Here is a 20,202-nt window from a genome sequence, read left to right as displayed (position 1 = left end):
ATAGCGATCTATCAGTCGACACATGCCAGACTGACAGACCGCTATCGGGAGCAAGCCCCCTCCCACACTCATTTTTGCAGCGACACTTAGTCACTGTTACCAAATCTGAAATGATGCATCTTGCGATTCACCCTTTCTCTAAGCGCCCCGCCGCATTATCCTTCGCAACAACCTGAAACGCTTCACCTCCCGGTCGACCCCAATTTGCCGAAACTTCCCTTCACGCAAAGACAGCGCTGTCTTAATCGACCTGCGCCTGGGGCTTTATTACCCGCCCGTGGATAACCCGGTTATTCAGGGGAAAAACCAAAAATAACGATGAACCAAGCCCGCGCCGAATCGTCATCTACAGTGAAGCACGGGGCTACATAATTCCAACGTAACGGAGAAACACACTATGAGCACTGATGGTGCCTCAAGCCCAAGCCGCCTGCTGCCCAGGCTGCTAGGCGTCTTGTTGCTGATCATGGGGCTGGCCTTGTTGGCCGGTGGCGTCAAGCTGAGCATGCTCGGCGGTTCGCTGTATTACCTGCTGGCCGGTATCGGCATCGCCTTGACCGGCGTATTGCTGCTGGCCACCCGCCGCGCCGCGCTGGGCCTGTACGCACTGGTGCTGTTCGCCAGTACCGTGTGGGCACTGTGGGAAGTCGGCCTGGATTGGTGGCAACTGGTACCGCGCCTGGCCCTGTTGTTCGCCTTGGGCATCGTCATGCTGCTGCCATGGTTTCGCCGTCCGTTGCTGCGTGGTCAAGCCGCGCCGCTGGGCACCGGTGCACTGAGCGTGGCTGTTGTGCTGGCGGGCGCTACCGCCCTGGCCAGCCAATTCACCAACCCGGGTGAAATGGTCAAGACCGGCCAACTGGACCGCGATGCAGTGCCAGGCATGGCCAGCGCCGCACCGAGCCAGGCCGATGGTGACTGGAATTCCTACGGCCGTTCGGCCTTCGGTGACCGTTACTCGCCACTGGCGCAGATCACCCCGGAAAACTCGCACAAGCTGGTGCCGGCCTGGACCTTCCGTACCGGTGACATTCCTGGCGCGGGCGACCCCGGTGAAACCACCGCGGAAAACACCCCGCTGAAAGTCAACGGCATGCTGTACGTGTGTACCCCGCATAGCCAGGTCATCGCCCTGGACCCGGACACCGGCAAGGAAATCTGGCGTTTCGACCCGAAGATCACCACCCAGGGTGCTGAGAACTTCAAGGGTTGGGCGCACATGACCTGCCGTGGCGTGTCGTACCACGATGACGCCGTCTACGCCTCCGAGCAGAGCCCAACCGGCAGCGCCAGCCCGGCCGCCGCGCCAAATGCCTGCCCGAAACGCATCTTCGTGCCGACTGCCGACACCCGTCTGATCGCCCTGAACGCCGACACCGGCAAGATGTGCGAAGACTTCGGTGACAAAGGCCAGGTCGACCTGCGCGCCAACATCGGCAGCTTCGCCCCAGGCGGTTACTACTCCACCTCACCACCGGCCGTGACCAAAAACCTGGTGGTGATCGGCGGTCACGTCACCGACAACGTTTCCACCGACGAGCCAAGCGGCGTGATCCGCGCGTTCGACGTGCACACCGGCAAGTTGGTATGGAACTGGGACAGCGGCAACCCGGACGACACCACCCCGTTGGCCGAGGGCAAGACCTACACCCGCAACTCGCCGAATATGTGGTCCATGTTCGCCGTGGATGAAAAACTCGGCACGCTGTACCTGCCGATGGGCAACCAGATGCCCGACCAGTACGGCGGCGACCGTACCGATGACTCCGAAAAATACGCCGCCGGCCTGACCGCCCTGGACATCGACACCGGCCACGTGAAGTGGACCTTCCAGTTCACCCACCACGACCTGTGGGACATGGACGTGGGCGGCCAGCCTTCGCTGATCGACATCAAGACCGCTGACGGCGTCAAGCAAGCGGTGATGGCGTCGACCAAGCAAGGCAGCATCTACGTGCTCGACCGCGCCACCGGCCAACCGGTAGTGCCGATCAATGAAATCCCGGTGCCACAGGGCGCAGTCGCGGGCGACCGCACCTCGCCTACCCAACCCAAGTCCGACCTGAACTTCATGCCACCGCCCCTCAAGGAGCGTGACATGTGGGGTGTGACGCCGTTCGACCAACTGATCTGCCGGATCGACTTCAAGTCGATGCGCTACGACGGCCCGTTCACCCCGCCGTCGCTGCAGGGCTCCATCGTGTACCCAGGCAACTTCGGCGTGTTCGACTGGGGCGGCATCTCGGTTGACCCGGTTCGCCAGATCGCGTTCGTGAACCCAAGCTACATGGCGTTCAAATCGAAACTGATCCCGGCTGCCGAGATCGCCAAGCAAGGCCCACGCGTCAGCGAAACCGAAGGCGTACAGCCGAACAAAGGCGCGCCGTACGGCGTGATCCTCGAAGCGCTGCTGTCGCCGATGGGCCTGCCGTGCCAGGCGCCAGCGTGGGGCTATGTGGCCGCGGTCGACCTGACCACCCACAAAACCATCTGGATGCACAAGAACGGCACCGTGCGTGACAGCTCGCCGGTTCCGATCCCGCTGACCATGGGCGTGCCTAGCCTGGGCGGTACCTTCACCACGGCAGGTGGCGTCGCGTTCCTGAGCGGTACTCTCGACCAGTACCTGCGTGCCTACGACGTGAAAAACGGCAAGCAACTGTGGGAAGGCCGCCTGCCAGCCGGCGCGCAAACCACCCCGATGACCTACACCGGCAAGGACGGCAAGCAATACGTGCTGGTCATGGCCGGCGGTCACGGCTCGCTGGGCACCAAGCAGGGTGACTATGTGATGGCGTTCAAACTGCCGGATTAAGCAAAACCGGCGGCAAAACAAAGGCGGCTACCTTCACGGGTAGCCGCCTTTTTTTCTGGCTGCTTTTTTTGATCGTAAAACAGCTGCTCGCGCTTACAGGACTGGAAACTACAGGCAGCGTGCGCGCATGAAATCGCCCCAACGGCGCACCAGATAATTGTGTTCATCCATCACCGAATTCCACACCGCGATGTGCCCCATGCGTTGCTCATAGGAGCCGCCGTCACGCACTTCGCCGATGTCGATCAACGGCAAGCCGTCGCTGCCCAGCAGCTCTTCGCGTGCAGGTTTGCCGGCGTACCAGTAATCCCACTCGGCGCTGCTCAGGTGGTCGCGGCTGCGCGCCGGGTTGCCGATGTAGTAACCCTGGCGCGCCATCACCGCCCCCGGCCAGCCGGACAACCACCAATTGAGGTAGGCGTAGGCCGCATCCAGCACCGGGCCCCGTGCATGGCGCGACAACGATAGCCCGCCGAACCAGGCGCGATAGCCTTCACGCGGCACGGCAAGCCGGTATTTCACGCCGGCACGGTGCAGACGCATCAAGGTGGGCGACCACAGGCTCTGGATGTCGATGCTGGGGCTGAGCATCAATTGCGCGGCTTCTTCATCGTCGGACCAGAACGCCGCAAAGTGCCCCTCTTTTTGCTTGCGCACCAGAATCCCGGCGAGTACGTCGATCTCCTCGATGCTCATGTTGCCGATGTCCCTGAACTGCGCCAGCCCCGCACCCTGCACCGCCAGCGCGGCATCCAGCGCACCGATGGCGGCATCACTTTGCAGTGCTGTGCGCGCGCGCCACGCCGGGTCGAGCAGCCAGCCCCAGCTTTCGTTGCCGTGGCAAAAACCCTCGGGCAAACGCTCGGGGCGATAGGCAAAACTGTCGGCGTTGTGGGTCAGCGGCAACATGCTGATGCGCTCGGTCACGCTGCTGCCGAGGCTGCCGTCATGCTGCACGAACAGCCGCTCACTCGGCACGCTGCCGCTGCCCAGGCGATCGTTGGGCGACAGTCGGCCGCGCTTGGGCAGGTCGTTGATCTCGTGCCACAGCGCGATGCGCCGCGTGTCGATGGGCTGGATGGCCCGCGCCGGCCACACGAAGTCGACGTTGTGGAACCACTGGTCGTACAAGTCGTAGCTGTCGGGCTGCATCACCGCGATACGCTGGGCCTGTTCCACATCATGCACCTGGTACACCAGGCGAATGCCCAGCTCCTGCTCGGCGCGCACGCGCAGGCATTCGAGCAAGGTCACGGAGGTGCCGAGTACACGCAACGTGATCATGCTGCGAACCGCCGTGCGAACACGTCGAAGGAACGGCGCAACTGCGCAGGGTCGAGGCCACGCAGGATGAACACCAGGCGCGAGTGGCGCTCGGTGCCTGGCCAGGCGGGCAGATGCACCGGGGCATGCAGGCAGTGCTGCACGCCATGGATGACGATAGGGGCCGAGCTTGCGTTCACGTTGAGCAGTCCTTTGACGCGAAGGATTCGTTCGCCGTGGCATCTTAGCAGCATCGACAACCACACCCCGAACCCGACCCAGTCCAGCGGTTGCTCGAAGGTCAGGCAGCACACCTGCGCCGCGCCGTGACGGGCCGTGACGGGTTGATGCAGCTGCCAGCGACTGACCTCCACGGCGGGCTCGGCGCCGCGCACACCTTCGCCGAGCAGCAGTTGATCGCCGCTGAGAATGGCCTGGGTCTGGAGGATCAACGTACCGGCGTTGAGGGCCTGCAGGTGCTCGCGCAACGCGGTGCAATCGTCGACCAGGTCGGTCTTGCTCAACAGCAACCGGTCGGCCGCCGCCACCTGGGCCAGCCACTCCGGGTGCAGGCGCTCTTGCAGTGCAGCATGGCTGGCATCGACCAGGGTGATCACCAGGCCGATATGAAAACGCCCGCGCAGTTGCACGTCGTTGTTCAGCGTAGCGAGGATTGGCGCGGGGTCGGCCAGGCCGGTGGTTTCCAGGATCACCCGTTTGAAGGCCGGAATCTCGCCGCGCTCACGGCGTTGCAACAGGCCCAGTAGCGCGTCTTTCAACTCACCGCGAATCGAGCAGCACACGCAGCCGCTGGGCAGCAGGACGGTATCCGGCGCGACTTCTTCAACCAGCAGATGGTCGATGCCGACATCGCCGAACTCGTTGATCAGCAACGCGGTGTCGCCCAGGCTTTCGCCCTGCAACAGGCGCTTGAGCAAGGTGGTCTTGCCGCTGCCGAGGAAACCGGTGATGACATTCAGGGCAATACTCATATTTACCTCCGCCCCCTGTAGGAGCGAGCTTGCTCGCGAAAAACCCGAGAGCGCCACGTACATCCAGACAACACGCGTTAGCGTTGACGTTTTTCGCGAGCAAGCTCGCTCCTACAGTGGGGTGTTTTCCAGGTGGTCAAGTAGACGCGGGTCAAGGGGGTCCAGCGGGCGGCCGAGCAGGGTTTCGGCCGCCTGCCAGAGTTGATCCAGGCCGCTGGCCAGGGCCTGTTTGCCGGTGGCGCCGAGCAGCAGATAGGAGGCGCCCTGGAAGTCCTCGACCTTGAGCCGGAACACCGCCAGCACCTGGTTGATCGCCGCAATCCGGCGCAGGCGCTCGCGCCGCCGGGGCAGCGCATCGCCCAAGGGGTCGCTCCAATGCAGGTCTTCGCCGAGCAGGCCACACAGTCCGCACATGTTCAAACCCCGCTCATGGCATGACATCGCCGGCGTTCGGGCCGAGGGTCTGGCCGACGAACAGATTGCCGCCCGGGGTACTGGCCAGCAGCACGGCGGTAGGCGCGACTTCGTCCGCCAGGCCGAAGCGGCCCAGCGGCAGTTCGGCGGCCTTGGCGCGTTTCCAGCTGTCGCTGATGCCGCCCACCAACGGGGTTTCGATGGGGCCGGGAGCAATGGCGTTGACCAGCACATTGTCCTTGGCCACTTCCAGGGCCAGGGACTTGGTGAAGCCGATCACCCCGGCCTTGGCCGCCGCGTAATGGCTCAGCTCGGCACCGCCCTTGATGCCCAGTTGCGAGGCAACGTTGATGATCCGCCCCCAGCGCTGCGCGAGCATATGCGGCAAGGCACGCTGGCTGGCGACGAAGACGCTGGTGAGGTCGACGCGCAGCATCTCGTCCCACAGGGCGATGGTCAGATCGACGCACCGCGCCTGGGTCAGCATGCCGGCGTTGTTGACCAGAATGTCGATACTGCCGAAGTGTTCGACGCAACGGTCAACGCCGGCCTGGGCGCCTTCGACGCTGCCGACATCGGCCAGGCATTCGACTACCTCGGCACCGAGGTTACGACAGGTGATCGCGACTTCGGCGAGGCTCGCGGCGTTGCGATCGGCCAGCACCAGGCGCGCGCCTTCAATCGCATAAGCCTGGGCGATGGCGGCGCCGATGCCGCTGCCGGCACCGGTGATGACGGCGCGGCGGTTAGTCAGTTGGAGCATGGCAGTTCCTCAATGGTAAACGCGGTCCACTGTGGGAGGGGGCTTGCCCCCTCCCACAGTTTGGGTTGAGTAGAGTCAGTGGTAACAGTGAGCCCCCTCCCACACTTTTGGGTTGAGTACCTTCAGTCAGGCCAGCGCACGGTCAGGCCGCCGTCGATGACGATGCTTTGTCCGGTCAAGTAGCTTGAGGCGTCACTGGTCAGGAACTGCACCAGCGACGCCACTTCATCGGCGCGCCCTACCCGGCCCAGCGGGATCGCCCTGGCCGCCTTGGCCAACCCTTCAGGCCCCAGCGAATTCTTCGCATCCAATGACTGCGGCGTCTCGATCAACCCGGGGATCACCGCATTGCACCGAATGCCCTTGGCCGCCAATTCCACCGCCAGCGAACGGCACAATCCCGGCACCCCGGCCTTGGCCGCCGCGTAGTGGCTGTGTTCCTGCCAGCCATACACGCCACCGGCAATCGACGAAATCGCCACCAGCGCACCGCCTTCGGTCATATAGCGCGTGGCGGCACGGAAGGTGCGCATCACCCCCGTGAGGTCGATATTGAGCATCTCGTCCCACAACGCATCGCTCATTTCCAGCAGCGGTGCGCGACGCAACAACCCGGCATTGGCCACCGCATAATCGAGGCGTCCGAAATGCTGCACCGCGTGCTCGGCCAGGGCGTCCACCGAGGCGCTGTCGCCCACGTCCAGCGCCAGCATCAGGCACTCGCCACCGGCCTCTTCCACCAGGGCAACAGTGCTTTGCGGATCATGGGGATCGGCCGGGTAATACCCACCCACCACCGCTACGCCGCTGCGCGCATAGGCCACGGCAAGGGCTTGGCCGATGCCGCTGGCGGCACCGGTAATCAAGGCAACTTTACGGCTCATCGATAACTCCTTACTGAACGGTTTCCGGACGCACGTGGCGTGCGGCAAACATCAAGGCACCCGACAGAAAGCACGGCAGCGCGCCGAACCACAGCGCGGCGGTCTGCCAGTCACTGCCGGCGGACAACACCTGGGTGGCGCCAAACCCGGCCACCACGGCGCCGATTGGCCCCATGGCATGGATGATCGCGCCACCGGTGGCGCGGATGCTGGTGGGGAAACTTTCGCTGATAAAGAACAGCGCCGCCGAGTAGGGCCCGATCAGGAAGAACAGGCCCAGGCTGTACAGCCCGACCACCATCGGCATATTGCTCGGGCCGAACAGCATCCCGGCGAATGCCAGGCCGCCGAGCATCCAGCCCAGGCCGATCACGTTGCGTCGGCCGATCTTGTCGCCCATCCAGCCGTGGCTCAGGTAGCCGCAATAGCCCACCAGGTTCGACAGCACCAGGATGATCAGTGAGTTCTCGAACGAGATGTGGTGCACGCTGACGATCACCGAAGTGCCGAGCACACTGAACACCTGGATCGCCGCCCAGTTGAGCAGCAACGCGGCGCCGATCACCAGGGTGGCGCGGCGGGCCGGGCCACGGAACGCGGCCTTGAGGCCGGCCTTGCTGTGTTCGTCATAGTCCACGCCGTAGGTGGCGGCGACGTTCTGCGCCTCGCTCACCGCACCGCGTTTACGCAGTTGGCTGATGCGCTGGTGAATCTGGAACTGCGGGCTCTCCTTGAGCTTGCGCGCCATGATCGCAATCACGATGGCCGGGATCGCAGCGAAGATGAAGCAACCCTGCCAGCCTATAATCGGCAGCAGCAGTGCGGTGAGTCCGGCGGCGATCAGCGCACCGACCGGCCAGCCGCCTTGCACCAGGCTGTAGATGAACCCGCGACGCTTGGTCAGTTTCGGGTCTTGCGAAGCGCCATACAGCTCACTCAAATAGGTGGCATTCACCGTTTCTTCGGCATACCCCAGGCCACCCAGCGAGCGAATCAGGATCAGCGGCGACTTGCCCCACGCCCCGCCAATCGCGGTGAGCGCCGAGCACAGCGCGGAACCGGCCACGGTCAAAATAATCCCCTGGCGCCGCCCTAGTCTGTCGACGATGGGCCCGATGGCAAACGCGACCACCGCCGTGCCCACCGCCACCCAGGTCGCGATTTGCGCCTGCTCCACTTCACCCCAGCCAAAGTGCCGGCCGATTTCCGGCAGCAAGGTGCCGAACAGGATGAAGTCATACACCGCGAACACCCAGGCGAAAAACGCGATCCAGGTAGCGAAGCGCACTTCCTGGGACGTCAGTTGCCGGGGTTTCCAGCCAGTCAGGTCAAGCTTGTTGTAGATAGACATGGAGCGCGCCTCGGGAGGTAGGGTGGGCTTTCTGTAGGAGCGAGCTTGCTCGCGAAAATCGTCAACGATGACGCGGGCCTCCTGAATGCACGCGGTGCTCTCAGGCTTTTCGCGAGCAAGCTCGCTCCTACAGGGTTCAGGTCAGGTGCGGGGCTGACGGCGGATGAAGTCGTCGGCGATTTCGTCGAAGGTGACGAAGCGCACGCCGGCATGGCTCTGGATGTGTTCGATCAGGCGCTCAAGCATCAGCAGCACCTGCGGGCGGCCGGACACGTCGGGGTGGATGGTCATGGTGAATACCGCGTGTTCGTGCTCGCGGTAGACCCAGTCGAACTGGTCGCGCCACATCTCTTCCAGGTGACGCGGGTTGACGAAGCCATGGCTGTTGGGGGCTTTCTTGATGAACATCATCGGCGGCAGGTCGTCGAGGTACCAGTTGGCCGGGATTTCCACCAGGTCGGTTTCCTCGCCGCGCACCAGGGGTTTCATCCAGGTGTCGGGGTGCTGGCTGTAGTCGATCTTGGTCCAGCTGTCGCCCTTGCGCACGTAGTAGGGGTGGAAGTCGTTGTGCATCAGGCTGTGGTCGTACTTGATGCCTTTTTTCAGCAGCAGCTCGTTGGTCACCTTGCTGAATTCCCACCATGGCGCGACGTAGCCGGTGGGGCGCTTGCCGGTGACCTGGGTGATCAGTTCGATGGATTTATCCAGGACGATTTCTTCCTGCTCGGCGGTCATCGCGATGGGGTTTTCGTGGCTGTAGCCATGCACGCCGATTTCGTGGCCGGCGTCGGCGACTGCCTTCATCTGTTCGGAGAAGGTTTCCATCGAGTGGCCGGGGATGAACCAGGTAGTGCGCAGACCGTAGCGCTCGAACAGTTTGAGCAGGCGCGGCGCGCCGACTTCACCGGCGAACAGGCCGCGGGAGATGTCGTCTGGCGAGTCTTCACCGCCGTAGGAACCGAGCCAGCCGGCGACGGCGTCCACGTCGACGCCGAATGCACAGAGGATGTCTTTAGCCATGGTGTTTCTCCTTCAAGGGTTGAGGGCGCTTTCGACCGACAGCGCGGCCCTGAGCAGGCGCGCATCCTCGCCACAGGGGGCGCTGAGCAGCAGCCCGGTAGGCAGGCCGAGGGCATCGCGACCGCTGGGCAGGCTGACCCCCGGCATGTCGAGCAGGCTGCCGGGCATGGTCAGGCGCAGGGTGGCGAGGTTGGTGCTGACGAACAGCGCGTCGTCGGCTTCCAGCGGTGCCAGCGCCGGGGCGACGTGGGCGACCGTCGGGGTGATCAGCAGAGCGCCGTCGAGGTCGTCGCTCAGTTGGTGCTGCAAGCGCCGGCGCGCATCGGTCAGGTGAATCAGTTGACTGGCCGGCAGGGTGCGGGCAGCTTCGAGACGGCGGCGCACACGCGGGTCGAGTTGCTCGGCGTCACGGCTGTCGAGCAAGGCCTGGTGCAGGGCGAACGCTTCGAAAGCGCCGAGCCAGCCGTGTTGACGGATCAAATCGAGGGTGGCCTGGAACGTGGCGCAGGGGCGCTCGTCGACCAGCGCACCGCAGGCTCTGAGCTGGTCCACCGCGCGCAGCAGGTTGCCGCGCACCGCCGGCTCAACGTCTTGCAGCACGCCTTGCTCAAGCACAAAACGCTGGCCCTTCAGGCTGCGCGCACTGTGGGTTTGCGCGCGGCCATGGAGCAGGTCGTCGATGACCAGTGCATCGCGCACGCTGCGAGTCAGCGGGCCGAGGCTGTCGAGGCTACGGGCCAGGGGGAATACGCCGTCGCGGCTGTAGCGGCGGCAGCTGCTGCGGTAGCCCACCACGCCATTGAGCGCGGCGGGAATGCGGATCGAGCCGGCGGTGTCGGTGCCCATGGCAATCGGCACGATGCCGGCCGCCACCGCCACGCCCGAACCCGATGAGGAACCGCCGGGAATCCGTGGCTGATCGCGGCTGTTCGGGTTATGGGGCGTGCCGAAGTGCGGGTTCAGGCCCAGGCCGGAATACGCCAGCTCACTGAGGTTGGTCTTGCCGATACTGACCATCCCGGCGCGGCACAACAGCCCCACGCTGGGCGCATCGAGCAAGGCGGCCGGCGCCTGGCGGCGATAGGCGGCGCCTGCGGTGGTGAGGCTGCCGGCCACGTCGAACAGGTCCTTCCAGGCCAGGGGCACGCCGTCGAACGCACTCAGCGGCTGGCCGGCACGCCAGCGCGCAGCGGACGCCTCGGCTTCACGCAACGCACGCTCGGCGGTCAGGGAGATAAACACGCTGGGCGCCGTGCTCGCGTGGACAAGCGCTTGTTCAAGGACCTGCACCGGGTCGCTTTGACCGCTGGCGAACGCTTCGGCCATGGAGGTGGCGTCTGACATCGGGATCACCTTAAAACGTATATATTTATAAAATGTACGTTTTAAGCGAGCAGCTTTCGTGCCAATCTCTTGCCGGACGCTGCCTCGTTTATTGCGCGTCTTGAGCCATGACCACGGGATAGAAGCCTTCAAGCGACGCGAAATAATTCGACGCGGGTGCTGAGCCAGGGCTCGGACGAAATAATGTATCTTTTATTAATAAATACATTTTGGTGCAGAAAGGTAACAGGATGGCGCCAAAGGCCCCAAGAAAGTGCCACCGACGTGGCGCAGAGTGACAGGCCCATCTATGAGAGAATCCCGGGCTTCGCCACGCCTTAGAACTCTTGACCCAGAGATGCAGATGAAAACAGTGTCCGCCTCGGCATCCCGTTACGCGATGATTCACAAGGTGATGCGTGATGCGATCGTCAACGGCACCGCGCGCCACGGGCTTGTGCTACTGGAAGCACCGCTGGCCGAGCTGTTCGGCACCAGCCGCGTGCCGGTGCGCAAGGCGCTGGACCTGCTGCATGACGAGGGCCTGATCTGCCGCTTCAACGGCCGCGGTTACTTGATCAACCCTGAGCGCGTCGCCGTGGAACCGCTGCGCCTGCCCCTGAGCCACGCGCACCTGGGCCTCGATAGCAACGATGAACTGGTAGACACTCGGCCATTGGGCGAGCGCATCGTCGAGGAAATCGGCGCGGCGTTGTCCACCTGCATCGCCTTCGGCCATTACCGCCTGGACGAGCAGGCCGCCGCCGACCACTACGGCGTCAGCCGCGCCGTGGTCCGTGAAGCGCTAATGCGCCTGCGCGACCGTGGCCTGGTGGAGAAAGAACCCTATTCCCAATGGCTGGCCGGGCCGTTGACCGCGCGGGAAGTCATCGAAGACTACGAACTGCGCGCCTGCCTGGAACCCGAGGCCCTGCGCCAGAGCGCCCCGGACCTCGACCGGCAAGCCCTCGAAGCCATGCTGCAGCGGGTCATGGACGCCCAGGAGAACCCGCACTGCAGCCTGCAAGCCATCGAGCAGATCGAAGAGGACTTGCACCAGCGCTGCCTGGCCGGCCTGCAAAACCGCAAGATCGCCGCGCTGATCCGCCAGGGCCAGAGCCCGATGATCATCAGCCGGATCTTCTATCGATTGCTGGGCATCGGCGCCGATCCCGCCATGCTGGCCGAACATCGGTTGATCCTGGAGCTGTTGCTGCATGGCGCGTTCGATGCGGCGGCGTTGAATTTGCGTGAGCATTTGCAGCGGGCAAGCCAGAGGATGTTGCAGCGGTTGAAGGTGCTCTCGGTATTGCCCGAACAGCCCCTTCCCGCCTACCTGCACAAAATCAGCTGACTCACAGGCCAAATGTGGGAGGGGGCTTGCCCCCGATGGCGGCGTGTCAGTCACCATTGTTTATCTGAACCACCGATATCGGGGGCAAGCTCCTTCCCACAATGACCGAGTCGCTGCGGTAACTTTATGTAATATGTTGCTATCTTACCCCTGCGCTTGAAACCACCACTGCCCCGCCCCATCTAAGCTGCATACTTCCTTATGCAGGTGCCCCATGAGCGACCAGCAAGACGTCCCCGATTACGACCTGAACGACTACGCCGACCCCGAGAACGCTGAAACCTCGTCCAACACCGGCCTGGCCCTGCCTGGGCAAAACCTGCCGGACAAGGTCTACATCATCCCGATCCACAACCGGCCCTTCTTCCCGGCGCAAGTGCTGCCGGTGATCGTCAACGAAGAGCCCTGGGCCGAAACCCTGGAACTGGTGAGCAAGTCCGACCACCACTCCCTCGCCCTGTTCTTCATGGATACACCGCCCGAAGACCCGCGCCATTTCGACACCTCGGCCCTGCCGCTGTACGGCACCCTGGTCAAGGTACACCACGCCAGCCGCGAGAACGGCAAGCTGCAGTTCGTCGCCCAGGGCCTGACCCGCGTGCGCATCAAGACCTGGCTCAAGCATCACCGCCCACCGTACCTGGTGGAGGTCGAATACCCGCACCAGCCGAGCGAGCCGACCGACGAGGTCAAGGCCTACGGCATGGCGCTGATCAATGCGATCAAGGAACTGCTGCCGCTCAACCCGCTGTACAGCGAGGAGTTGAAGAACTACCTCAACCGCTTCAGCCCCAACGACCCGTCACCGCTCACCGACTTCGCCGCCGCGCTGACCTCGGCCACCGGTAACGAGCTGCAGGAAGTGCTGGACTGCGTGCCCATGCTCAAGCGCATGGAGAAAGTGCTGCCGATGCTGCGCAAAGAGGTCGAAGTCGCGCGCCTGCAAAAAGAACTGTCGGCTGAAGTGAACCGCAAGATCGGCGAGCATCAGCGCGAGTTCTTCCTCAAGGAACAGCTCAAGGTGATCCAGCAGGAGCTGGGCTTGACCAAGGACGACCGCAGCGCCGATGTCGAACAATTCGAGCAGCGACTGGTGGGCAAGACGCTGCCGGCCCAGGCGCAGAAGCGTATCGATGAAGAACTCAACAAGCTGTCGATCCTCGAAACCGGCTCGCCGGAATACGCCGTCACCCGCAACTACCTGGACTGGGCGACCTCCGTTCCGTGGGGCGTGTATGGCGAAGACAAACTCGACCTGAAACATGCGCGCAAGGTGTTGGATAAACACCATGCGGGCCTGGACGACATCAAGAGCCGCATCCTCGAATTCCTCGCGGTCGGCGCCTATAAAGGTGAAGTTGCCGGTTCCATCGTGCTGCTGGTGGGCCCGCCGGGCGTGGGCAAGACCAGCGTGGGTAAATCCATCGCCGAATCCCTGGGGCGGCCGTTCTACCGCTTCAGTGTCGGCGGCATGCGCGACGAGGCCGAGATCAAGGGCCACCGCCGCACCTACATCGGCGCCCTGCCCGGCAAGCTGGTGCAGGCGCTCAAGGATGTGGAGGTGATGAACCCGGTGATCATGCTCGACGAAATCGACAAGATGGGCCAGAGCTTCCAGGGCGACCCGGCGTCTGCCCTGCTCGAAACCCTCGACCCCGAGCAGAACGTCGAATTCCTCGACCACTACCTGGACCTGCGCCTGGACCTGTCCAAAGTGCTGTTCGTGTGCACCGCCAACACCCTGGACTCGATTCCCGGTCCGTTGCTCGACCGTATGGAAGTGATTCGCCTGTCGGGCTACATCACCGAAGAAAAAGTCGCCATCGCCAAGCGTCACCTGTGGCCCAAGCAGCTGGAAAAAGCCGGCGTGGCGAAAACCAGCCTGAGCATCAGCGACGGCGCCTTGCGCGCGTTGATCGATGGGTATGCACGGGAAGCCGGTGTGCGTCAGTTGGAGAAACAACTGGGCAAACTGGTGCGCAAGGCGGTGGTCAAGCTGCTGGATGAGCCGGACACGGTGATCAAGATCGGCAACAAGGACCTGGAAGCGTCGCTGGGCATGCCGGTGTTTCGCAATGAGCAAGTGCTGTCCGGCACCGGCGTGATTACCGGCCTGGCCTGGACCAGCATGGGCGGCGCGACTTTGCCGATTGAAGCGACGCGCATCCACACGCTCAATCGCGGCTTCAAGCTCACCGGGCAACTGGGTGAAGTGATGAAAGAATCCGCGGAAATCGCCTACAGCTTCATCAGCTCCAACCTGAAGTCGTTTGGCGGTGATCCGAAGTTCTTCGATGAAGCCTTCGTACACTTGCATGTGCCGGAAGGCGCCACGCCAAAAGACGGGCCGAGCGCGGGCGTGACCATGGCCAGCGCGCTGCTGTCCCTGGCGCGTAACCAACCGCCGAAAAAAGGCGTGGCCATGACCGGCGAACTGACCTTGACCGGGCATGTACTGCCGATTGGCGGGGTGCGTGAGAAAGTGATTGCGGCGCGGCGCCAGAAGATTCACGAGCTGATCTTGCCGGAGCCCAATCGCGGGAGTTTTGAAGAGTTGCCGGAGTACTTGAAGGAAGGCATGACCGTGCACTTTGCCAAGCGTTTTGCGGATGTGGCAAAGGTGCTTTTCTGACAGTTATGTAGTGCCTGAGCTGGCACTATCGGGGGCAAGCCCCCTCCCACACTTGAATCTATTCACAATTCAAATGTGGGAGGGGGCTTGCCCCCGATGAGGCCAGACCTGCCAACACAACCCCCTCCTGTCACACCCCGCCTCATCTTCGGTTATGCTCGCCCTTCGTCGTGTATCAACGGAGCCTCCATGACCGCAGCCCGCCTGCTTCTCCCCTTAAGCCTTGCCCTGCTGGCCGCGTGCGCCAGCGCGCCCAAGCAAAACGTCACCGTGGACAACCAGAGCGCCTGCCCGCTCGCGCTTAAAACCGGACAGAACCTCATCCTCACCCTGCCGAGCAATCCCACCACCGGCTACCGCTGGGCCATCCAGGATTCCGCCGGCGGCGTGTTGCGTGCGCTGAGCCCGGAGGTGTACAGCAGCAGCGAATCCGGCGTGATCGGTGGCGGCGGCCAGTCCACCTGGCGCTTCCAGGCATTTACCCCAGGGCAAGGCCGTTTGCGCCTGACCTCCCAGCAACCGTGGGAGCCTGAGGCTGAACCCGTCGAAACGTTCGACTGCGCCATTACGGTGAACTGATCGGCAGATCCCTGGCTATTGCCGGTCTTCGGCTTTCCATCAGACAACGCGCGCATCCGAGGGCCAAGTTGGCTAAAATGCCGGCCTTTCCCCTTCGTCGCCGGAACAACCGTGAGCAAAGAACCCGATCGCCTATTCGCCCAGCCCCTGGCCCAGGTGCCGGACTTCGCCTTTAACGAGGACGTGGTGCGGGTGTTCCCGGACATGATCAAGCGCTCGGTACCCGGTTACCCGACCATCGTCGAAAACCTCGGCGTGCTTGCCGCCCAGTTCGCCCAGCCGGACAGTGTGCTGTACGACCTGGGCTCGTCCCTGGGCGCCGTGACCCAAGCGCTGCGCCGCCATGTGCGCACCGAGGGTTGCCGGGTGATCGCGGTGGATAACTCGACGGCGATGGTCGAACGCTGCCGCCAATACCTCAATGGCCAGGATTCGATGTTCCAGGAGTTGTTGCCGGTGGAAGTGATCGAGGGCGATATCCTCGCCCTGCAATTCCAGCCGGCTTCAGTGGTGGCGCTGAACTTCACCCTGCAATTTATCGCCCCCGCTGAACGCCTGGCGTTGCTCGGGCGCATCCGCCAGTCGCTGCTGCCGGGCGGTGCCCTGATCCTCTCGGAAAAGCTGCGCTTCAACGACGCCCAGGAACAGGCGCTGCTGACCGACCTGCATATCGCGTTCAAACGCGCCAACGGCTACAGCGAACTGGAAATTGCCCAGAAGCGCAGCGCCATCGAAAACGTCATGAAGCCCGACAGCCTCGAAGAACACCGCGAACGCCTGCTGGCGGCCGGGTTCTCGAAAGTCGTGCCGTGGTTCCAGTGTCTTAACTTTGCCTCGTTGATTGCCTTGCCATGATTGATCTGTCTCCCCTCGCCCGTCACCTGGTGGGCACTCCCCTGGCCGTGTGGGCCCAAGGCCTGCAAGCGCAACTCGATAGCAAGATGGAAAAGGGCCATGGCGACCTGGAGCGTTGGCAAAGCGCACTGGACGCATTGCCGAAAATCCAGCCCAGCGAAGTCGACCTGCTCACCGGCCTGGTGCTGGACACGGACTGCGATGACGCCACCCGCGCGCAAATGCACACCGCGCTGATGGGCCTGAGCCCGTGGCGCAAGGGGCCGTTCCACCTGTTCGGCGTGCACGTCGACACCGAATGGCGCTCGGACTGGAAGTGGTCGCGGGTAGCGCCGCACCTGAACTTGAAGGGCAAGCGCATCCTCGATGTGGGATGCGGCAACGGCTATTACATGTGGCGCATGCTCGGCGCCGGCGCCGACAGCGTGATTGGCGTCGACCCGAACTGGCTGTTCTTCTGCCAGTTCCAGGCGGTGCAGCGCTACCTGTCAGAACCCAGGGCGTGGCACCTGCCGTTCCCGTTCGAAGACTTGCCAGCGAACCTGGAAGGTTTCGACACGGTATTTTCCATGGGCGTGTTCTACCACCGTCGTTCGCCGATCGAGCATTTGCTGGCGCTGAAAGACACCCTGGTCAAGGGCGGCGAACTGGTCCTGGAAACCCTGGTGGTGGAGGGCAACCAACAGCAGGTGCTGGTGCCTGAAGATCGCTACGCGCAGATGCGCAACGTGTGGTTCCTGCCCTCGGTACCGGCGTTGATGCTATGGCTGCGCCGCGCCGGTTTCAGTGATGTGCGTTGCGTGGATGTGAGCGTGACCACGGTCGAGGAACAGCGTGGGACGGAGTGGATGAAGTATCAGTCGCTGAGTGATTTCCTGGACCCTGAGGATCACAGCAAGACGATTGAAGGGCTGCCGGCGCCGATGCGGGCCGTGATCATCGCCAAGAAGTAACCGCCAAACCCGCTGAACAAATGAAGATCCAAAATGTGGGAGGGGGCTTGCCCCCGATAGCGGTGTATCAGCCATGGATGTGGTGGCTGACACACTGCTATCGGGGGCAAGCCCCCTCCCACAGTTGATTTGCAGTGTTTTTTAGAGCGGTGGCTTGGCGCGCCGGGCCTTGAAGAACTCACTTAGCACCGTACCGCACTCTTCGGCCAGTACCCCCCCCTCAAACAACACCCGATGATTCAAAAAGCTCTGGGTAAAAAACTGCCCCTGGCTCTGCACGATCCCGGCCTTGGGCTCCACCGCGCCATACACCACCCGCGCGACCCGCGAATGCACGATCAGGCCCGCGCACATGCTGCAGGGCTCCAACGTCACATACAGCGTGCTGCCCAGCAGGCGATAGTTGCTGATCGCTTGCGCCGCGGCGCGGATCGCGACCATCTCGGCATGGGCGCTGGGGTCATTGCCGCTGATGGGGCAGTTGAAACCGCGGCCGATGATCTCACCATCCTGCACCAGTACCGCGCCCACCGGCACTTCACCCAGCGCGGCGCCTTGGGCGGCAAGTGCCAGGGCTTCGCGCATGAAGTCCTGGTCGCGGCTGCGGTCGATGATCGCGGGGCGAATCTGGCGCATCACGCCACCTCGATGGCAGCCATCAGGCCGGTTTCCATATGGTCGATCACATGGCAGTGGAACATCCATACCCCCGGGTTATCCGCCACCAGCGCCACGCGGGCGCGTTCGTTCTTACCCAGCAGGTAGGTGTCGGTGAAATACGGGATGACCTTGTGGCGGTTCGACGCAATCACCTTGAAGCTCATGCCGTGCAGGTGGATCGGGTGCTGGTACTGGGTCATGTTCTTCAATTCGAAAATATAGCTTTTGCCCTTCTCCAACTTGGCAATCGGCCGGTCGGCGCAGGTTTTATCGGTGATGTCCCAGGCCTGGCCGTTGATTTGCCACAAGCTCGGTGGCTTGCCGTTATCGACGTTGACCGACACCGAGCCGACCCACTCGAAATTGAAGTTGAGTTTTTCCGCATTGGCCAGGTCCGGTTCGGCGACCGGGTTGGCCGGCAGGGCCGGTGGCCATTCGCTTGGCGCGTCGCTGCTGGCAACCGAGCGGAACGTACCCAGGCGCACCGGGCCATTGCGGATCGACAGTTCTTCGCCCGCCGGCGGCGCCTTGATCGCCAGGCAAATACGCATGCCGGGGCCCAGCCAGTATTCCTTGCCCAGCGGGCGCGGCTCGATGGGGTTGCCGTCCAGCGCGTAGATCTGCGCTTCGACATCCGGGATGTTGAGGCGATAGGTCAGGGTGTTGTCGAGGTTGAGCAGACGCACACGTGTGATCTGCCCGGCGGGCAGGTCGATCACCGCCTGGGACACGCCGTTGATGGTGGACAAGCGCCCCGCCGTGCCGCCACGCGCCGCCTCGCGCGGAATACTGAACGCCACAAAGGCGCCCTCTTCGTCCACGTGCCAGCTTTTCAGGCTAAGGGTGCGTTCGTGCTGGAAGCCGGTGGGTTCGCGCTCTTCGATGATCAACGGGCCGACCAGGCCACGGCCGAGTTCTTCACTGCTGTTCACATGGGGGTGATACCAGTAACTGCCGGCGTCGGGCACGCGGAACTTGTAGTCGAAGTACTCCCCCGGCAAGACCGGCAATTGCGAGACGTAGGGCACGCCGTCCATTTCCAGCGGCAGGCGGATGCCATGCCAGTGGATGGTGGTAGCGACTGGCAGGTGGTTGATAAAGCGCACCCGCAACCATTCGCCCTGGCGTACACGCAACTCGGTGCCCGGTGCAGAAGGGCCGAACGCCCAGGCTTGGGTCTTATGGCCCGGCACCAACTCCACGTCCAACGGCGCGGCAATCAACTCGTAATCGTGCCCCGCCTCGGATTCGGCAACCTTTCCCAGCCAGTAGCGGTAGCCGCCACCGGCACCGACGCCCACTACGGCCAGGCCTGCAAGGCCACCCAGGATTTGTCGACGGGAAAAGGATCGGGACACAACAACCTCACGTATCTACCGCAGGCCAGGGCCCGCAAAGGGGGGACACGATACACCTGCGCGAGCTAAACAGTAAGGGTTCGCATTGCCACATTCATGAAATCAACAAGAAATCAAATGTGGGAGGGGGCTTGCCCCCGATTGCGGTGTACCAGTCATGGATGGATTGGCTGACACACTGCTATCGGGGGCAAGCCCCCTCCCACATTTTGACCTTCTGTGTGGCTTGAACCGTGCTCACTTAGTGCTTGGCGGCGGCCAGGATCAGGGCTTTCATTTCCGCCACGGCGCCTTTGAAGCCGACGAACAGCGCGTGAGCCACCAGCGCGTGGCCGATGTTCAGTTCGTTGATGCCCTTGATGGCTGCCACGGCTTCGACGTTGTGATAGTGCAGGCCGTGGCCGGCGTTGACGATCAGGCCTTGATGAAGGCCGCAGCTCACGCCGTCGATGATGCGTTGCAGCTCGTCGGCCACTTCGGTAGGCGTGGTGGCATCGGCGTAGCGGCCGGTGTGCAGCTCGATGGCCGGGGCACCGACGCGGCGGGAGGCCTCGATCTGGCGCTCGTCGGCGTCGATAAACAACGACACTTCGCTGCCGATCTTCGACAGGCGCTCCACCGCCGCCTTGATCCGCGCTTCCTGGCCGGCCACGTCGAGGCCGCCTTCGGTGGTCAGTTCCTGGCGGGTTTCCGGTACCAGGCAAATGTGCGCCGGACGGATGCGCTCGGCAAACGCCATCATTTCCTCAGTGACACCCATTTCGAAATTCATGCGAGTCTGCAGCACGTCCTTGAGCAGCAGCACGTCGCGCTCCTGGATATGGCGGCGGTCTTCGCGCAGGTGCACGGTGATGCCGTCGGCGCCCGCTTCTTCGGCGTCCAGCGCGGCCTTGACCGGGTCAGGGTAACGGGTGCCCCGGGCCTGGCGCAGGGTGGCGACGTGGTCGATGTTGACGCCAAGAAGAATGCGGTTGCTGGTGGTCACG

General features: G+C 63.3%; 17 protein-coding genes. 6 read left to right on the top strand and 11 right to left on the bottom strand.

What is annotated here, in order from left to right; genetic code table 11:
- The first annotated feature begins 397 nt into the window (after window positions 1-397).
- Complete coding sequence (locus C4J94_RS05885; protein WP_124385315.1) at window positions 398-2,815, top strand: glucose/quinate/shikimate family membrane-bound PQQ-dependent dehydrogenase; 2,418 nt, start codon at window positions 398-400, stop codon at window positions 2,813-2,815.
- Between the two features lie 108 nt (window positions 2,816-2,923).
- Here the strand turns inward: C4J94_RS05885 and C4J94_RS05880 are convergent, their stop codons facing one another.
- The 8 genes from C4J94_RS05880 to C4J94_RS05845 all read right to left on the bottom strand — a co-directional run bounded on the left by C4J94_RS05880 (window position 2,924) and on the right by C4J94_RS05845 (window position 10,846).
- The gene (locus C4J94_RS05880; protein WP_124385314.1) at window positions 2,924-4,099 is read right to left on the bottom strand and encodes a PotD/PotF family extracellular solute-binding protein; all 1,176 of its coding nucleotides are present in this window, start codon (window positions 4,097-4,099) and stop codon (window positions 2,924-2,926) included.
- Entirely contained in the window at window positions 4,096-5,070 is a 975-nt protein-coding gene (locus C4J94_RS05875; RefSeq protein ID WP_124385313.1) for a GTP-binding protein, read from the bottom strand. Before C4J94_RS05875 ends, C4J94_RS05880 begins: the two co-directional genes overlap by 4 nt.
- Window positions 5,071-5,181: 111 nt before the next feature.
- The gene (locus tag C4J94_RS05870; protein ID WP_124385312.1) at window positions 5,182-5,484 is read right to left on the bottom strand and encodes a hypothetical protein; all 303 of its coding nucleotides are present in this window, start codon (window positions 5,482-5,484) and stop codon (window positions 5,182-5,184) included.
- Window positions 5,485-5,497: 13 nt separating this feature from the next.
- Entirely contained in the window at window positions 5,498-6,247 is a 750-nt protein-coding gene (locus tag C4J94_RS05865; RefSeq protein ID WP_124385311.1) for an SDR family NAD(P)-dependent oxidoreductase, read from the bottom strand.
- Between the two features lie 122 nt (window positions 6,248-6,369).
- On the bottom strand, window positions 6,370-7,131 hold the full coding sequence (locus C4J94_RS05860; protein ID WP_124385310.1) for an SDR family NAD(P)-dependent oxidoreductase: 762 nt from the start codon (window positions 7,129-7,131) through the stop codon (window positions 6,370-6,372).
- Between the two features lie 10 nt (window positions 7,132-7,141).
- Window positions 7,142-8,482: an MFS transporter gene (locus tag C4J94_RS05855; RefSeq protein ID WP_124385309.1), complete on the bottom strand. Its 1,341-nt coding sequence runs from the start codon at window positions 8,480-8,482 to the stop codon at window positions 7,142-7,144.
- A 141-nt stretch (window positions 8,483-8,623) separates the two neighbouring features.
- Complete coding sequence (locus C4J94_RS05850) at window positions 8,624-9,502, bottom strand: polysaccharide deacetylase (RefSeq protein WP_124385308.1); 879 nt, start codon at window positions 9,500-9,502, stop codon at window positions 8,624-8,626.
- 12 nt (window positions 9,503-9,514) lie between these two features.
- Window positions 9,515-10,846, bottom strand: a complete 1,332-nt coding sequence (locus C4J94_RS05845) for an amidase (protein ID WP_124385307.1) — start codon at window positions 10,844-10,846, stop codon at window positions 9,515-9,517.
- 343 nt (window positions 10,847-11,189) lie between these two features.
- Between C4J94_RS05845 and C4J94_RS05840 the strand changes: the two genes are divergently transcribed.
- The 5 genes from C4J94_RS05840 (at window position 11,190) to cmoB (ending at window position 17,198) form a co-directional block, all read left to right on the top strand.
- Window positions 11,190-12,179 carry a GntR family transcriptional regulator gene (locus C4J94_RS05840; protein ID WP_124385306.1) on the top strand — a complete coding sequence of 330 codons (990 nt, stop codon included), beginning with the start codon at window positions 11,190-11,192 and terminating at the stop codon, window positions 12,177-12,179.
- Between the two features lie 214 nt (window positions 12,180-12,393).
- Window positions 12,394-14,811 carry an endopeptidase La gene (gene lon, locus C4J94_RS05835; RefSeq protein WP_124385305.1) on the top strand — a complete coding sequence of 806 codons (2,418 nt, stop codon included), beginning with the start codon at window positions 12,394-12,396 and terminating at the stop codon, window positions 14,809-14,811.
- A gap of 189 nt (window positions 14,812-15,000) precedes the next feature.
- Window positions 15,001-15,390, top strand: coding sequence for a protease inhibitor I42 family protein (locus C4J94_RS05830; RefSeq protein ID WP_124385304.1), 390 nt, complete (start codon window positions 15,001-15,003; stop codon window positions 15,388-15,390).
- A gap of 111 nt (window positions 15,391-15,501) precedes the next feature.
- Entirely contained in the window at window positions 15,502-16,245 is a 744-nt protein-coding gene (gene cmoA, locus C4J94_RS05825; protein WP_124385303.1) for a carboxy-S-adenosyl-L-methionine synthase CmoA, read from the top strand.
- The gene (gene cmoB / locus C4J94_RS05820; RefSeq protein WP_124385302.1) at window positions 16,242-17,198 is read left to right on the top strand and encodes a tRNA 5-methoxyuridine(34)/uridine 5-oxyacetic acid(34) synthase CmoB; all 957 of its coding nucleotides are present in this window, start codon (window positions 16,242-16,244) and stop codon (window positions 17,196-17,198) included. Before cmoA ends, cmoB begins: the two co-directional genes overlap by 4 nt.
- 141 nt (window positions 17,199-17,339) lie before the next feature.
- Here the strand turns inward: cmoB and tadA are convergent, their stop codons facing one another.
- The 3 genes from tadA to pdxJ all read right to left on the bottom strand — a co-directional run bounded on the left by tadA (window position 17,340) and on the right by pdxJ (window position 20,201).
- Window positions 17,340-17,834, bottom strand: coding sequence for a tRNA adenosine(34) deaminase TadA (gene tadA / locus C4J94_RS05815; RefSeq protein ID WP_124385301.1), 495 nt, complete (start codon window positions 17,832-17,834; stop codon window positions 17,340-17,342).
- Window positions 17,834-19,216: a multicopper oxidase family protein gene (locus C4J94_RS05810; protein WP_124385300.1), complete on the bottom strand. Its 1,383-nt coding sequence runs from the start codon at window positions 19,214-19,216 to the stop codon at window positions 17,834-17,836. Before C4J94_RS05810 ends, tadA begins: the two co-directional genes overlap by 1 nt.
- A 241-nt stretch (window positions 19,217-19,457) precedes the next feature.
- A complete protein-coding gene (pdxJ, locus tag C4J94_RS05805; protein ID WP_124385299.1) occupies window positions 19,458-20,201 on the bottom strand; it encodes a pyridoxine 5'-phosphate synthase in 744 nt (247 codons plus the stop codon).
- Window position 20,202: the final 1 nt, after the last annotated feature.

This window comes from Pseudomonas sp. R5-89-07, from assembly GCF_003851685.1.
Classification (GTDB): domain Bacteria; phylum Pseudomonadota; class Gammaproteobacteria; order Pseudomonadales; family Pseudomonadaceae; genus Aquipseudomonas.
Note: the sequence above shows the minus strand (reverse complement) of the source record. Positions and strands in the feature narration are given on the sequence as shown.